14 protein-coding genes are annotated in these 14846 nt (G+C 69.3%); 11 read left to right on the top strand and 3 right to left on the bottom strand.

The annotated features are described in order from the left end of the window. Positions 1-2: 2 nt before the first annotated feature. The 6 genes from rpsD to ACIBG8_RS24855 all read left to right on the top strand — a co-directional run bounded on the left by rpsD (position 3) and on the right by ACIBG8_RS24855 (position 4843). Positions 3-629: a 30S ribosomal protein S4 gene (rpsD, locus tag ACIBG8_RS24880; protein ID WP_397345316.1), complete on the top strand. Its 627-nt coding sequence runs from the start codon at positions 3-5 to the stop codon at positions 627-629. A 194-nt stretch (positions 630-823) separates the two neighbouring features. Beyond that, positions 824-1840, top strand: a complete 1017-nt coding sequence (locus ACIBG8_RS24875) for a DNA-directed RNA polymerase subunit alpha (protein ID WP_397345315.1) — start codon at positions 824-826, stop codon at positions 1838-1840. A gap of 82 nt (positions 1841-1922) precedes the next feature. Beyond that, positions 1923-2471 (top strand): 50S ribosomal protein L17, encoded by a 549-nt coding sequence (gene rplQ / locus ACIBG8_RS24870; protein WP_397345314.1) that lies wholly within the window; start codon positions 1923-1925, stop codon positions 2469-2471. 82 nt (positions 2472-2553) lie between these two features. Beyond that, positions 2554-3405: a tRNA pseudouridine(38-40) synthase TruA gene (truA, locus tag ACIBG8_RS24865; RefSeq protein WP_397345313.1), complete on the top strand. Its 852-nt coding sequence runs from the start codon at positions 2554-2556 to the stop codon at positions 3403-3405. Between the two features lie 44 nt (positions 3406-3449). Then, positions 3450-4256 (top strand): metalloregulator ArsR/SmtB family transcription factor, encoded by an 807-nt coding sequence (locus tag ACIBG8_RS24860; protein ID WP_397345312.1) that lies wholly within the window; start codon positions 3450-3452, stop codon positions 4254-4256. After that, complete coding sequence (locus ACIBG8_RS24855; protein ID WP_397345311.1) at positions 4253-4843, top strand: dihydrofolate reductase family protein; 591 nt, start codon at positions 4253-4255, stop codon at positions 4841-4843. Before ACIBG8_RS24860 ends, ACIBG8_RS24855 begins: the two co-directional genes overlap by 4 nt. Positions 4844-4883: 40 nt before the next feature. Here ACIBG8_RS24855 and ACIBG8_RS24850 read toward each other — a convergent pair whose 3' ends face one another. The 3 genes from ACIBG8_RS24850 to ACIBG8_RS24840 form a co-directional block, all read right to left on the bottom strand. Continuing rightward, complete coding sequence (locus tag ACIBG8_RS24850) at positions 4884-7601, bottom strand: hypothetical protein (RefSeq protein WP_397345310.1); 2718 nt, start codon at positions 7599-7601, stop codon at positions 4884-4886. 814 nt (positions 7602-8415) lie between these two features. Continuing rightward, a complete protein-coding gene (locus tag ACIBG8_RS24845; RefSeq protein ID WP_397345309.1) occupies positions 8416-9231 on the bottom strand; it encodes a hypothetical protein in 816 nt (271 codons plus the stop codon). Positions 9232-9254: 23 nt separating this feature from the next. Then, positions 9255-9992: a CAP domain-containing protein gene (locus ACIBG8_RS24840; RefSeq protein WP_397345308.1), complete on the bottom strand. Its 738-nt coding sequence runs from the start codon at positions 9990-9992 to the stop codon at positions 9255-9257. A gap of 323 nt (positions 9993-10315) precedes the next feature. Between ACIBG8_RS24840 and rplM the strand changes: the two genes are divergently transcribed. The 5 genes from rplM to ACIBG8_RS24815 all read left to right on the top strand — a co-directional run bounded on the left by rplM (position 10316) and on the right by ACIBG8_RS24815 (position 14840). Next, positions 10316-10759, top strand: a complete 444-nt coding sequence (gene rplM / locus ACIBG8_RS24835; protein ID WP_397345307.1) for a 50S ribosomal protein L13 — start codon at positions 10316-10318, stop codon at positions 10757-10759. 28 nt (positions 10760-10787) lie between these two features. Next, positions 10788-11309, top strand: a complete 522-nt coding sequence (gene rpsI / locus ACIBG8_RS24830) for a 30S ribosomal protein S9 (protein WP_397345306.1) — start codon at positions 10788-10790, stop codon at positions 11307-11309. Position 11310: 1 nt separating this feature from the next. Next, positions 11311-12660: a phosphoglucosamine mutase gene (gene glmM, locus ACIBG8_RS24825; RefSeq protein WP_397345304.1), complete on the top strand. Its 1350-nt coding sequence runs from the start codon at positions 11311-11313 to the stop codon at positions 12658-12660. 87 nt (positions 12661-12747) lie between these two features. After that, a complete protein-coding gene (locus tag ACIBG8_RS24820) occupies positions 12748-13824 on the top strand; it encodes an ATP-grasp domain-containing protein (protein WP_397345303.1) in 1077 nt (358 codons plus the stop codon). After that, a complete protein-coding gene (locus ACIBG8_RS24815) occupies positions 13821-14840 on the top strand; it encodes a hypothetical protein (RefSeq protein ID WP_397345302.1) in 1020 nt (339 codons plus the stop codon). The genes ACIBG8_RS24820 and ACIBG8_RS24815 overlap by 4 nt, the downstream gene beginning before the upstream one ends. The last annotated feature ends 6 nt before the right edge of the window (positions 14841-14846 follow it).

The raw sequence follows: 14846 nt of genomic DNA, 5'->3' as shown, positions 1-14846 counted from the left end.
AAATGGCTCGTTACACGGGTGCGGACTGCAAGCTCTGCCGTCGAGAGAAGACCAAGCTCTTCCTCAAGGGTAAGAAGTGCGAGTCGGCCAAGTGCCCCATCGAGATCCGTCCTTACCCCCCGGGTGAGCACGGTCGCGGCCGTCCGAAGGAGTCTGAGTACCAACTCCAGCTTCGCGAGAAGCAGAAGACGCGTCGCATTTACGGCATCCTCGAGAAGCAGTTCCGCAACTACTACGAGGAAGCCACGCGCAAAGACGGCAAGACCGGCGAGAACCTGCTCCAGATCCTGGAGTCCCGCCTGGACAACGTCGTCTACCGCGCCGGTTTCGCCGAGTCGCGCGACGCCGCCCGCCAGCAGGTGCGCCACGGCCACGTCCTGGTGAACGGCAAGAAGGTCGACATCCCGTCGTACCTCCTCCGCGAGCACGATATCGTCGAGATCCGCGAGAAGTCGCGCAACCTGCTGCCTTATGAGGTTGCTCGCGCGACCGCCGGCGACAAGATCATCCCGGCTTGGCTGGGCGTTGTCCCGGACAAGATGCGCGTCCTGGTTCACCAGCTGCCGGTTCGCCAGCAGATCGACACGCAGGTCCAGGAACAGCTGATCGTCGAGTACTACTCGAAGTAAGCGTTCCCCCCGCGCCTCCCCGGAGGCGCGGTGCTCCACCAGGCCCGGGTTTCCGGGTGGGCGGGGCTCGCAAGAGGCTTCCCTGCTCGTGAGAGTGGGGTGTGAATGGGGTACGGCGTGCCGTACCCCATTTAGGCTGTTAATCGGAGTGGCATCAAATAGCGGGTGCCACACGAAAAGGGGAGATCCCAAGAATGCTGATCGCTCAGCGTCCGACTCTTCTCGAAGAGTCGATCGACGAGACCCGGTCCAAGTTCGTCATCGAGCCGCTGGAGCCGGGCTTCGGCTACACCATCGGCAACTCGCTGCGCCGTACGCTGCTGTCGTCCATCCCGGGCGCGGCCGTCACGAGCATCCGCATCGAGGGTGTGCTGCACGAGTTCTCGACCGTTCCCGGGGTCAAGGAGGATGTCACCGACATCATCCTGAACCTCAAGGAGCTGGTCGTCTCCTCCGAGCACGACGAGCCGGTCGTCATGTACCTGCGCAAGCAGGGTCCTGGCGAGGTCACCGCCGCCGACATCGCGCCCCCGGCCGGTGTCGAGGTGCACAACCCCGAGCTGCGCATCGCCACGCTGAACGGCAAGGCGAAGCTGGAGATGGAGCTGACCGTCGAGCGCGGTCGCGGCTACGTCTCCGCCGCGCAGAACAAGCAGCCCGGCCAGGAGATCGGTCGCATTCCGATCGACTCCATCTACTCGCCGGTGCTCAAGGTCACCTACAAGGTCGAGGCGACCCGAGTCGAGCAGCGCACCGACTTCGACCGCCTGATCCTGGACGTCGAGACCAAGGCCGCCATGAAGCCCCGCGACGCGGTGGCCTCTGCCGGTAAGACTCTCGTCGAGCTCTTCGGCCTGGCCCGCGAGCTCAACGTCGAGGCCGAGGGCATCGACATCGGCCCGTCGCCGACGGACGCGGCCCTGGCCGCCGACCTGGCGCTGCCGATCGAGGAGCTGAACCTCACGGTTCGTTCCTACAACTGCCTCAAGCGCGAGGGCATCCACACCGTGGGTGAGCTCGTGGCTCGCAGCGAGCAGGACCTTCTCGATATAAGGAATTTCGGCGCCAAGTCGATCGAAGAGGTCAAGCAGAAGCTGCACGAGATGACGCTCGCGCTCAAGGACTCCCCGCCCGGGTTCGACCCGAGCGCGGTGGCCGGCGGCGGCTACGACGACGACGACAGCGCGTACGTCGAGACCGAGCAGTACTGATTTTCTCGCGGATCATCTGATCTGGCGGCCCGACTCCGGTACCTGATACGGCCGGGGCGGGTTAACTCACAAGGAGAACGAAATGCCCAAGCCCGCTAAAGGTGCACGTCTTGGCGGCAGCCCGGCGCACGAGCGGCTGATCCTGGCGAACCTCGCCACGGACCTCTTCCGCCACGGCAAGATCCGGACCACGGTGACCAAGGCCAAGCGCCTTCGGCCGCTCGCCGAGCGCCTGATCACCAAGGCCAAGAAGGGCGACATCCACAACCGTCGCATCGTCCTGGCCACGGTGAAGGACAAGGGTGTCGTCCACCACCTGTTCACCGAGATCGCGCCGACCTTCGCGGAGCGTCCCGGCGGCTACACCCGGATCACCAAGATCGGTGCGCGTAAGGGCGACAACGCTCCTATGGCCGTCATCGAGCTGGTCACCGAGCCGCTGAACCCGGTTCGCGTCTCGCGCACCGAGGCTCCGGCCGCCGCTGCCGCGCCGGCTCCGGCCGTCGAGGTCGAGGAGACCGCAGTCGAGGCCGCCTCCGACGAGGTCGTGGCTGACGAGGCTCCCGAGGTCGTCGAGGCCGCTGCTGACGAGGCTCCGGCCTCTGACGAGGCCAAGAAGGACGAGGCCTGATCTTTCGGGCTCTTTTCGGTACGGGTCCGGTCTCCCTCTGGGGGGCCGGGCCCGTTTCTGTTTTCCCACCAGGAGGGTGACAGTGGTACGGCTCCGCCTCGACCTCGGCTATGACGGCACGGACTTCTCCGGCTGGGCCAAGCAGCCTGATCTGCGCACGGTGCAAGGGGAGATCGAGGGGGCGCTGCGCAGGATCCTGCGGCTCGACGCGGCCCCCGATCTGACCGTGGCCGGCCGTACGGACGCAGGGGTGCACGCGCGGGGGCAGGTGGCGCACGTCGACATCGACCCGGCAACCCTCGTGGCGCTGGACGGCAACCGTCCGCCGGAGGAGCCGGCGCTCGATGAGCGGCTCGTCAGGCTCCTGCGACGGCTCGCTGGGGTTATGCCGACGGATGTACGGGTTCATCGCGTTACGGTGGCTCCTGAGGGCTTTGACGCCCGTTTCTCGGCGCTTTCCCGGCGGTACGCGTACCGGATCAGCGATGCGCCCGGTGGTGGCGATCCCCTGCGGCGTAATGAGGTCGTCTGGCACGCCAGGCCGCTGTCGCTGGAGGCGTTGAACGCGGCAGCCGTACATCTGCTGGGGGAGCACGACTTCGCGGCGTTCTGCAAGAAGCGCGAGGGGGCGACGACGATCAGGGAGCTGCAGCGGCTCGACTGGGTGCGCGACGAAGCGGGGGTGCTGGTGGCCACGGTGGTGGCCGACGCGTTCTGCCATTCCATGGTGCGGGCGCTGGTCGGGTCCCTGCTGGCGGTGGGCGAGGGGCGGCAGCCGGTGGAGTGGCCCGGCCAGGTGCTGGCGCGGGCGGCGCGCGACTCGGGGGTGCACGTGGCGCCGGCGCGCGGGTTGTGCCTGGAGGAGGTGCGTTATCCGGAGCCCGCTGAGCTGGCAAGACGGGCGGCGATGACCCGGCGGGTGCGGACGCTCTAGATATTCCTTGACATGAATATTCGTCTTGGTGAATACTTCAGGGCATGGAACGGATCGCATCCGCACTCGGGGATGCCGCACGGTGGCGCATCGTGGAGCTCCTCGCCGAGCGGCCACGGTCTGTCGGTGAACTGGCCGAACTGACCGGCTTCCGCCAGCCGCAGACCACCAAACACCTCCAGACCCTCGCCCGCGCGGGCCTGGTCACCGTCTTCCCGCTCAGTCAGCGTCGCGTCTACGCGATCGAGACCGGGCCGCTGACGGCGCTCGAAGGCCGGTTGCGCGAGCTCGTCGAGCTCGCGGGCGGGCAGGAGGGCGAGCGGGACGTCATCGCGCGCTACCTCGCCGCCATCGAGGCGGAGTCCGCGCTCGCGGACCAGGACCGGTGGGCGGACGGCCGCACCTTCTCGTTCGAGCGGGTGCTGGCCGCGCCCCAGGACGCCGTCTGGCGGCACTGGGTCGAGCCGGACCTGCTGGCGTCCTGGTGGGCGCCGCCGTCGATGACCATCACCGACTGCGCGCTCGAACCCCGGGCGGGCGGGCGGGCCGTCCTCGACTACCGGGACGCGGAAGGGCGGCGGTACCGCTCCGAGGGCACCGTCCACGCAGCCGACGAGCCGGAGCGCCTCGCGTTCGACCTCGCGGTGCTGGACGCCGACGGAGCGGTCTCGTTCACCGGGCACTACGACCTCGCGCTCGCCCCCGATCCGGGAGGCACCCGGCTACGGCTCGGCCTGCGCATCACCGACACGGCCGTCGAGGCCGTCCCTTACATCGCCGGGATCGAAACCGGGTGGGGACAGGTGCTCGACAACCTCGCCAACACCATGGAAATGGGGACTTCGTCATGACCAGCAACCGCAAGGTGACCGCGAACCTGGCTCTCAGCCTCGACGGGCGTTACAACGGGCCCGGTGGGCCCGGCGACTTCGGGGCGTTCGCGCCCTACGTGGCCACCGAGGTCGCGCGGGGACACCTCGACCGCATCTGGGAGAACGCGACGACGGCGGTGCTCGGGCGGCTCAACGCCGAGGGGTTCATGGGGTACTGGCCGCCGGTGGCCGCCGACGAGAACGCCGACCCGCGCGACCGTGGGTACGCGAAGTGGCTGGTCGACACGGAGAAGGTGGTCTTCTCGACCACGCTGACCGCCGCGCCCTGGGACCGTACCCGGGTGGTGAACGCGCCGGCCGCCGACGTCATCGCCGAGCTCAAGGCCGACGGTGAGGGCGAGATCCTCGTCAACAGCAGCCCGAGCGTCATCAAGCCGCTGCTTGCCGCGGACCTGGTGGACCGGCTGTATCTGCTGATCTGCCCGGAGATCGCCGGGGGTGGGCAGCGGCTGTTCGACGACGGCCTCCCGGCGACGAAGTGGAAGCTCGTGCGCCAGGAGGTCGGGGAGCTCGGCGAGATGTCCCTGATCTACGACCGCGTCTGACCCGGCTCCGCCGTACGGACAAGTCTTTGTCCGTACGGCGTCAGCTCGTGGGGAGGCGGCGTTGGAGGACGGTCGAGGTCTGGTCGCGGAAGGCGGCGCTGACCTTGCTCAGGCCCTTCTCCTTGGCCGTCGGGGTGTGGCCGTCGGCGTAGGTGGCGTAGCTGAACACGATGTAGCGGCCCCAGACCAGACCGGCCGCATAACCGCCCGCGATGTGCACGCGGTCGGCGCCGCTGCCCGCCTTGCCGGGGAGGGCCTTGAACCACAGGTTGCGGCCGAGGTTCTTGGACTGGTCGGCCTGCATGGCCGCTTCCTTGGTCGGGAGTACGGCGACGCCGGTCGTGATCGCGTAGCGGTGTTTGGCGTCCACGTAGGTGGCGCGCAGGACCCTGCTGCACTTCTGGTCGTGCAACGCGGTGGCGAACGGGCCCGTCGCGGCCTTCTCGCAGCCTGACTCCATGTCGGTCTTGACCCGGGTGTAGACGACGCTGCCTACCTTGATCTTCTTCTTGGGGAAGGCCTCGGTGAGGGACATCGCCTTGGGGTCGGTGTCTTCTGAGTTCAGCACCGAGGCGCCGGCCTCGGGTTCTTCGGTGATCGACGGGACTGGTTGCTGGGTGGTGGGGGTGGGGGAGGGTTTGGTCTCGGCGCCTGCGGGTTGGGTGGGGTTCATGGAGCGGTAGGCGAAGAAGCCGCCGGTGGCCACGCCTGCGAGGACCAGTACGCCGAGGGTGGCTACTAGGGCTTTACGGCTTTTGCCGGGTTCCTTGGTGGGGGGGAAGCCATGGGGCGGGGTGGGGTCGGTGGCGCCTGGGGTGAACAGGTTGGGTGACCCTGGGCCCAGGGGTTGGACGGAGGGGGGGAGGTTGGCCTGCCCGACCTGCACGCTCCCCAACGGCGTCCCGGGACCCATCGGGGCCGGTGCGCCAGGCCCCATCGGCGTCGCCGCGCCGGGACCCATCGGGCTCGATGCGCCTGGCCCCATCGCTGGGGGCGCACCGGGGTCCATTGGCGCTCCGGGACCCATCGGGATCGGGGCGCCGGGGCCTGCCGAGGTGCCTGGGCCCATGGGGAGGGCGGCGTCGGGGCTCGTGCCCTGGGCGGGTACGGCCAGGCCGTGCGGGGTTTGCGCCGGGATGCCCGCCGGTGGGGTCGCTCCTGGGGGTAGCGCAAGGGGACCCGCGGGCGGGGGCACGCTGATCGGCGGCGCCGCATCGGCTGGTGGCTGGTCTCCCTGAGGGCCGGTGCTCGGCGCTCCCTGCGGCGTGGCACTCTCCACCGGCGCACCCGCGCCAGTGTCGCCCGCCGTACCTGGGCCGCCCGCTGTGCTTGGGCCGCCTGCCGTGTTGGGGATGCCTGCGCCGTGGTGGACGCTCGCCGTACCGGCGCCTGCCGTGTCGGGGAGGCCTGCGCCGTCGTGGACGCTCGTCGCGCCGGGGCCGCCTGCCGTGCCGTTCGGGCCCGCCGCGTTATGGATGCTCGCGTCGTCAGGGGCGTTCGCGCCGCCGGGGGTGCCGTCGCCTGTGGGGAGGGTTGTTGCCTCGGGTGTGCCCCCTTGGGGGGTTCCGTCGCCGGGTGTGCCAGGGAGGCCTGGGGTGTCCGAGGAGGTGGGGGTGGAGCGGTGGTTCCAGACCTCGGGGCTGAAGGGGAGGTCGGGGATGCGGTCGTCGGCCGGGTCCGATCCCGAGGTGGGGTGGGGTGGCCACACGGGGACATCGCCCGGCTCGGCCGGACGTGTGACGTGGACCGTCACCGCGGGGTCGAACGGCTGCTCACCCGTCTCGACGCCAGGAGCGTCGTCGTTCTCGTCGGGGGTGAGCTCGCCGGTGGCGGCGGGCCATGGGGGTACGGCATCGGCGGTCGGGGCGGGCCACACGGGCATCCCGGCCGCTGCGGCGGTGAACGCCGGCGGGGGCTGCCACGGAGGGGCTCCGGGCACCACCGGTTCTGTGGTCCAGGGGGCAGGCTCGGGGTGGGCGGCTTCGGTGCCCGGTGGTCGCCAGGTGGCCTCCAACGCATCCGCGCCGGGCCACCCCGTCGGCGAAACCTCCGCACCCGGCCACCCCACAGGCGCCCCATCCCCAGCACCCGCAGGCCACCCGGTCTCCGCAGCCGTTCCGGCAGGCGTCGGCCAGCCGGTCTCCCCGGCCTGAGGCGCCGTTTCCGCAGGTGTGGGCCAGCCGGTTTCCGCGGCCTGGGGCGCTGTTTCGGCTGGTGCAGGCCAGCCGGTCTCCGTCGGATGGGCGGCAGGGGCGTGCTGGGGGTCGCCGGTCGGTGCGGGCCAAGGGCTCCCCGCCGCAGTCGGTCCCGCGTCGGCGGATGTCGGCCGGGTGGGTTCCGCCGGGTGAGCGGCGTCGCCGGTGGGGGCGGGCCAGGGGCTCCCCGCCGCGGGCGGTCCCGCGTCGGCGGATGTCGGCCGGGCAGGTTCTGCCAGGTGGGCGGGGTCGCCGGTGGGGGCGGGCCAGGGGTTCCCTGCCCCGTCGGCGGGTGGGGGCCAGGTGGTTGCCGCTGCGGTGTCGGGGCTTGTTTGGGTGGGGTCTGAGGGGTCGTCGGAGGGGTCGGCGAACCAGTCGTACGGCGCGGCGTCGTTGGTCTGTGCGTCCCAGGGCTGGGCGCCGGGGAAGGCGGGTAGCGCCGGGAGGTCGGTCAGGGAGGTCGTCTGGTCGGCCTCGGGCTCCGGTGCGGGGAGGTTGGGAGGCGGGCCGGGGTAGACGGGGATCGGTGGGCGGGCGTCGGTCTCGCGGGACGCGGCGCGCAACGGAGGGGTTCCGCGGAGGGGGGCGGAGATGGTGGCTTCGGGGTCTGGGTGGTTGTCGTCCGTCGGGGGGGTGCCGCCGAAGGGCGGAGTCGTCCCGCTGAAGGTGACGGGGGTGTTGCCGCCGAAAGGTGGGGGGGTGGTGAAGTGCCGGGTTGTCTCTTCGAGGGGGTGGTCCTCGTGAGAGCTGTCCCTGGAAGCGAGGGCATCTCCCCTGTGGGCGCTGTCCCTGGAGGGGAGGGTGTTTCCCGTGGAGTGAGCGTCGCCCATCGGGTGTTCGCCGGGCGGTTCAGCCGTCGGCTGGTCACCGAGCGCGTCGCCCGCCGGGGTTCCCGCGTCGGCGGAGAAGCGGTCCGGCGGGTTCCCTGAGGAGAGGCGGTCCGCTGGGTTTCCTGAGGAAAAGCGGTCCGCTGGGTTTCCTGCAGGGAGGCGGTCCGGTGGGGTTCCCGGGCCTGCGGCGAGGCGGGAAGGGTCGTTGTGGAAGGGAGGGTCTTCCAAGGCGTCGCCCGAGTGCGGGCTCCTGCCCTCTGGCGGTTGGTCCCATGAGGGGGTCTCGACGGGGAAGGCGGAGGCCCCAGCCTCGACGAAAGGCTGGGGGACACTGGCGTCGGTCCGCGCCGGCAGCTGTCCGAAACTCGGCGGTGGCGTCGCCGGTGCGGCCGAGCCGTCGGTTTCTTCTCGCTCGTGCTCAGACCCAGATTCCTGGCCACGCATAAGGGGGAGCCTAGCGAGAGTCAGGAGATCGTCATGCCGGTATGGGCGTTCCCGGTCGGATTCCCCGCCCGGTTCGTGCCCGACGGGTCAACGATGACCGGTTTCAGCCCGCTGACTGGCCTGACTGCACGCGCAGGTCGAGCGCCGGGAAGGCGGTCTGCTTGGTCACGTCGTCCGCCGCCTGGGAGAGCTGCTTGCCGCTCTTCTTGTCCGGCTTCTTGCCGTCCTTGAACTGGAACCACACCAGCACCGCGTAGTGCCCCTGCGACCAGATGTGCGCGGCGCCGCTACCGGAACCGAGGTATTTGGTCATCTTGTCCTTGCCGGGCAGCGGCTTGACGTAGTTGCCGTCGCTGGCGGAGGAGGCGACCTTGGCGGCCGTCTTGGTGTCCTTGAGGTTGGCGACGGCGACCGTACCGAGGATGTCGCCCTTGGTGTCGCGGAAGCTGGCCCTGAGGAGCTGGGTGCACTTGCCGGCCTTGAGTGCCTTGTGGAGCTTGCCGCCGATGGTGCCGTCGTCGCACTTCTTGTCCTTGCGCGACGTGGTCAGCGTGTAGGTGCGGCCGTCGACGGTGAACTTCTCCTTGCCGAAGACCTCCTTGACGGTCAGCGCCTCGGGGTCGGTGGTGCGTGACTCCGCGTAGCCGTACTTCCCGGGAGGCCCGGACGGCAGTGGCGCCGAGCTGCGCTGGGCGGTCTGCTGGCTGGGCGTGGAGCTGCCGGACTTCATCATCCAGACGAGCCCGCCGATCAGGAGGCCGAGCACGACGACCCCGCCGATCACGAACAGGAGCGGTCCGCGCGAGCGTGGGCCTTCGTCGTACGGGCTCCACATCTCGCTGCGCCGAGGCGCCGCCTCCGCAGCCTCAGTGGCCTCAGCGGTTTTCGTATCGGTTTCACGTTTCTTGGGAAAACCCATGCGCAGAGATTACGGCACAGCCGTCATGAATACCCGAAGTCCTGCGTCCACCAGGGCCCTCCGCCGCCGGAAACGACGCCCACGCCGATGGCCGCGTACTTGCAGTTGAGCATGTTCCCGCGGTGATCTCGGCTGGCCAGCCACCCGCTCACCGCCTCCTGCGCTGTGGTGTAGCCGCGGCCGATGTTCTCCGCCGCGCCGTCCCGATATCCGGCCCGTCCCATTCGGTCCCAAGGGGACGACCCGTCGGGGGAGTCGTGGGTGAACTGGTTGCTGCGCGCCATCTCCAGGGAGTGGGCGCGCGCCGAGCGGGTCAGCCGGGTGTCGACCCGCAGCGGGGCGCAGCCGCGCTTGGCCCTGGCGGCGTTGGTGAGCCTGACGACCTCGTCGGCCAGGGACGGGGACACGTCGAGCGGGTCCTTGCCGCCGAGCACGCGGGTCGGGTCGTCGACGGTGTCGCCGGGGACCTCGGCCTGGCTGGTCGGGGTGCGGGTGGCCTTGGGGAGTGCGCCCTTGCCGTGCGGCGTGTTGGTCTCCCTGGCGATCTTGCCGAGGTTGGACTGCGGCTGCTGCTTCGTCGCGGCCGGTTTCGCGCTCGGCGGAGCCGTGGTCTGCAGGTAGATCTCGCCCGAGGCGTTCACCCCGTCGGTGAGCCTGCCGATCAGCACTCCTGAGCACAGAGCGGCGAGCAGGCACGCCAGGACACCCAGGTGGCTCCGTCGGCGACGCTGGGTGTGCCTTGTGTGAGGGGACTGCCACATACCGCAGTCAACGATAGGGAGGCAGGGTCCTGGTAAAGAAGGGATTGCAGGGAACCGAAATAGAACCGTTCTGGAGACATCGCAGCCCCAGGTAGACTGTCCGCAGGTGCCAGCAGTTTTGACCCATCCCCATGGGTGCAGGTAGCCTAATCGTTCGTTGTGTGCGCATGGATCCCGAGTGAGATCGATGCGCGGCGCGTCCGGCGTCATCTCCCATATCTGAGGGAGACGGAAGGTCCGGGCCGTCGTGTGCCCGCACCGACCGACCAAAGAGCTGTCGCTTCCGACAGCGCCGAAGACGCGAGCAAGATAAGGCAACGACCGTGCCCACGTACTCACCGAAGCCCGCCGACGTTCAGCGTCAGTGGTACGTCATCGACGCGACCGATGTCGTGCTCGGCCGGCTGGCCACGCACGTCGCGACTCTGCTTCGCGGCAAGCACAAGCCGATCTTCGCCAACCACGTCGACACCGGTGACTTCGTCATCGTCATCAACGCCGGCAAGGTGCACCTGAGCGGCAACAAGCTTGAGCAGAAGAAGGCCTACCGCCACTCCGGCTACCCGGGTGGTCTGCGAGCTGTCAGCTACGGCGAGCTCATGGAGAAGCGGCCCGAGCGGGCCGTCGAGAAGGCCGTCAAGGGCATGCTGCCCAAGAACTCCCTCGGCCGGAAGATGGCCAAGAAGCTGAAGGTCTACGCGGGCGCCGAGCACCCGCACGGGGCCCAGCAGCCTGTGCCGTTCGAGATCACCCAGATCGCCCAGTAGTAGTTCGCGAAAGATTTAGAGGAGAACCGTGGCTGAGCCCACCGGTGTCGAGACGGTCGTAGAGGCCGAGGTGGAGGACTTCTCCACCGAGGAGTTCCCTTCCGAGTACACCACCGAATCCGCTGCCAGCGCTGACGCTCCCGTGCGCAAGCCCGTCACGACGGGCAACTCGTACGGCACCGGCCGCCGTAAGGAGTCGATCGCCCGCGTGCGCATCGTCCCCGGCACCGGCAAGTGGACGATCAACGGTCGTCCGCTTGACAACTACTTCCCGAACAAGGTCCACCAGCAGATCGTCAACGAGCCCTTCGTGGTGCTCGGTGCCGAGGAGGCCTTCGACGTCATCGCCCGCATCGACGGCGGCGGCGTGACCGGCCAGGCCGGTGCCCTTCGCATGGGCGTCTCCCGCGCGCTGGCGATCCTCGACGTCGAGGTCAACCGCCCACCGCTGAAGAAGGCCGGCTTCCTCACCCGTGACGCCCGCGCCACGGAGCGGAAGAAGTACGGTCTCAAGAAGGCCCGTAAGGCTCCGCAGTACAGCAAGCGCTAAATTGGGGCGCCTTTTCGGCACCGACGGGGTTCGTGGGGTCGCTGGTCGCGACCTCACCGCCGAGCTTGCGATGGATCTTTCCGTCGCTGCGGCGCACGTCCTCGGCGATGCAGGCGCATTCGCCGCCACTGGGCACAAACGCCCGGTGGCGGTCGTAGGCCGGGACCCTCGCGCTTCAGGTGAATTCCTGGAGGCAGCGGTGGTCGCCGGCCTCGCGTCGTCTGGGGTGGACGTGCTGCGTCTCGGCGTCCTGCCCACCCCTGCCGTCGCCTATCTCACGGCCGCGCTCGGCGCCGATCTCGGCGTCATGTTGTCGGCCTCGCACAACCCCGCGCCGGACAACGGGGTGAAGTTCCTGGCGCGCGGCGGGTTCAAGCTGTCCGACGCGGACGAGGACGAGATCGAGCGCAGGCTGGGCGAGCGCTGGGACCGTCCCGTGGGCGCCAAGGTGGGCCGGGTGCGTGAGGCGTACGGCGAAGCCGACCGCTACATCTCGCACGTTCTCACCACCGTGCAGGGCAGGCTCGACGGTCTCAACGTCGTCGTCGACTGCGCGCACGGCGCCGCGCACATGGTGGCGCCCGAGGCGCTGCTACGCGCTGGAGCACAGGTGGAGACGATCGGGGCGCGCCCCGACGGTCTCAACATCAACTCCGGCGTCGGTTCCACGCACCTCGACAAGCTGCAGCAGGTCGTGGTGTCGCGCGGCGCCGATCTCGGCATCGCCTACGACGGCGACGCCGACAGGTGCCTGGCGGTGACGCACGAGGGCAAGGTCGTCGACGGCGACCAGATCATGGCCGTCCTGGCCGTGGACATGCACCAGCAGGCGGAGCTGGCCAAGGACACCGTGGTCGCGACCGTGATGTCCAACCTGGGCTTCAAGCTGGCGATGAAGCACGCGGGGGTCAACGTCATCGAGACCGCGGTGGGCGACCGCTACGTGCTCGAGCGGATGAAGGCGGACGGCTACAACCTGGGGGGCGAGCAGTCCGGTCACGTGATCATGCTGGACCACGCCACCACGGGTGACGGCCTGCTGACCTCGCTGCACCTGCTGTCCGTCGTGGCGCGTTCCGGCAAGTCGCTGAAGGAGCTGGCCGGGGTGATGACGCCGCTGCCGCAGATCCTGATCAACGTCAAGGACGTCGACAGGGGCAAGGCGAGCACGCCGGAGCTGTCGCAGGCGGTACGTGCGGCAGAGGCGGAGCTGGGGGAGACGGGCCGGGTGCTGATCAGGCCGAGTGGCACGGAGCCGATGATCAGGGTCATGGTCGAGGCGTCGTCTGAGGACCAGGCGGTGCAGGTCGCCGGACGGCTCGCCGACGTGGTGCGGGTCGCCTGCGCCTGAACGCATGCTGACAAAGAGGGGGTACGGCTCACGCCGTACCCCCTCTGCGTTTATCGGATCACAAGCGGGCAGCGGCATGCTTGAGTCATGACGGTGCTGATCACGGGGGCGCGGGCGCCGGTCGCCCTCGATCTGGCCAGGAAGTTCGCCGCGATCGGTGAGCGGGTGCTGGTGGCGGAGAGCGCTCCGGCGCATTTGTGCGCGCGCTCGACCGCCGTATCCGGAAATTTCCGGGTCCCGCCGCCCAACCGGGCGCCGCAGGCGTTCGCCGACGCGCTGGCCGCCATCGTCAAGCGCGAGGGCGTGGACCTCGTCGTGCCCACCTGCGAGGAGATCTTCTGGGTGGCGAGAGGACGGCTGGGCAACGCGCTCGCCGCGCCGCTCGGCCAGTTGCGCGCGCTGCACAGCAAGTGGGAGTTCATCCAGCTCGCCAGGTCGTTCGGGCTGCCGGTGCCCGAGACGGTGCTGGTGACCTCGCCGTACGTCGAGCTGGAACGGCCGTTCATCATGAAGCCGGTCTTCTCGCGGTTCGCCACGAAGGTCCGGGTTGTCGCGGACGCGGTCGGGGATCTGGGCGGCGTCGAGTGGGTGGCGCAGGAGCGGCTCACCGGGCGGCAGATCTGCACGTACTCGCTGGCCGCCGGCGGCAGGGTGGTCGCGCACGCGGCCTACGAGACCGGTTTCACCGCGTCCGGCGCGTGCGTGAGCTTCGAGCCGATCGAGCACGAGCAGATCGAGTCATGGGTCACGAAATTTGTTGAAAAATCGGTGTTCGGCGGGCAGATCGCTTTCGACTTCATCGTCACCGAGGACGGCCGGGCGCTGCCGCTGGAGTGCAATCCGCGGGCGACGAGCGGGGTGCACCTGTTCGACGAGCGCCTGGCCCAGGCGATGATCTCGCCGCCGGACGAGGTGCTGCGGCCCGATCCCGGCACCAGGCGCATGATCGGGCTGGCGATGCTGACCTTCGGCCTCACCTCAGGTCCCCTGGGGGAGTGGGCGCGGATCATGGCGGGGTCGCGCGACGTGATCGCGGTGCCCGGCGACCGCGGGCCGTTCCTGTCGCAGTTCGGGGTGCTCTGGCACAACTGGCTGCGCTCGCTGTGGACGCGGCGCTCGCTGGTCGAGTGCTCCACCTACGACATCGAGTGGGACGGCAGGTGAAGGAGCATCTCGACCTGCTCCTGAAGAACGGGGCGAAGGTCTACGTGGCCAACGTGGACACCACGATGGACGAGGTCGAGGGCTTCCCCGTGACGGTCAACGACGAGGAGTACGGCAACGCCTGGGTGTGCTCGCCGTACACGCACTATGTGACCTATGCGAAGGAAGAGCTGCGGGAGCTCGACGGCCGCGTGTTGCGTGCCGTACTGAACGTGGCCCTGTCGGGGGTCGGCGCGCTGTGCAGGGCGACGCGCGTCAACAAGGTGGCGCTGGTCAACAACTGGCTGCTGTCCACGAACCTCTATCCGGCGGTCGACGCGGCGCAGGTCGATCGGGCCACGGACAAGCTCCTGGAGCGGTATCCGGACCACGCCATCGGGTTCTGCTCGGTGAACTCCGAGCTGCTGCCGCTCTTCACCGACGGGTTCGTGCTGGTGCCGAGCAGGTCCATCTCGATCGCCGACCCGGGGACGCAGACGGCCAGGCACCGCAAGAGGTGGCGGCGCGACCTCAGGCTGATCGAGCGCACCGGCTACACGGTCGAGGTGCCCGGCCCGGACGACGCGCCGCGCATCATCGAGCTGTACAACCTGCTCTACCTGGACAAATACTCGCGCAACAACCCGCAGTTCACCGAGCGCTTCATCAGGGAGCTCCCGCTGAGCTACCGCGTGCTGGTCAAGGACGGGCGCATCGACGGCGTGCTCGGCTACTTCGAGCGCAACGGCGTCATGACGACCCCGATCTTCGGCTACGACACCGCGCTGCCGCAGGCGACCGGTCTCTACCGGATGCTGAGCGCGGTGGTGTACGACCTCGCGGACAGGGAAGCGTTGCTGGTCAACGACAGCGCGGGGGCTGCCGGGTTCAAGCGGTTGCGCGGCGCGGTGCCGGACATCGAGTATCGCGCCGTGTTCGTCGCACATCTGCCTTGGCGGCGCAGGATGGGATGGAAGGCGCTCGCCATGCTGCTCGACCGCATCGCGGTGCCGCTGATGCGCCGCTACGAGCTGTGAGGAGCC

It is taken from the genome of Nonomuraea sp. NPDC050556 (assembly GCF_044457355.1).
Taxonomy (GTDB): Bacteria; Actinomycetota; Actinomycetes; order Streptosporangiales; family Streptosporangiaceae; genus Nonomuraea.
This window is presented reverse-complemented; position numbering and strand designations above follow the sequence as displayed.

Bases quoted from the DNA above. Each gene is read 5' to 3' on its own strand.
- rpsD (WP_397345316.1), top strand. From the start codon at position 3: ATGGCTCGTTACACGGGTGCGGACTGCAAGCTCTGCCGTCGAGAGAAG.
- ACIBG8_RS24875 (WP_397345315.1), top strand. From the start codon at position 824: ATGCTGATCGCTCAGCGTCCGACTCTTCTCGAAGAGTCGATCGACGAG.
- rplQ (WP_397345314.1), top strand. From the start codon at position 1,923: ATGCCCAAGCCCGCTAAAGGTGCACGTCTTGGCGGCAGCCCGGCGCAC.
- ACIBG8_RS24860 (WP_397345312.1), top strand. From the start codon at position 3,450: ATGGAACGGATCGCATCCGCACTCGGGGATGCCGCACGGTGGCGCATC.
- ACIBG8_RS24855 (WP_397345311.1), top strand. From the start codon at position 4,253: ATGACCAGCAACCGCAAGGTGACCGCGAACCTGGCTCTCAGCCTCGAC.
- ACIBG8_RS24845 (WP_397345309.1), bottom strand. From the start codon at position 9,231: ATGGGTTTTCCCAAGAAACGTGAAACCGATACGAAAACCGCTGAGGCC.
- ACIBG8_RS24840 (WP_397345308.1), bottom strand. From the start codon at position 9,992: ATGTGGCAGTCCCCTCACACAAGGCACACCCAGCGTCGCCGACGGAGC.
- ACIBG8_RS24820 (WP_397345303.1), top strand. From the start codon at position 12,748: ATGACGGTGCTGATCACGGGGGCGCGGGCGCCGGTCGCCCTCGATCTG.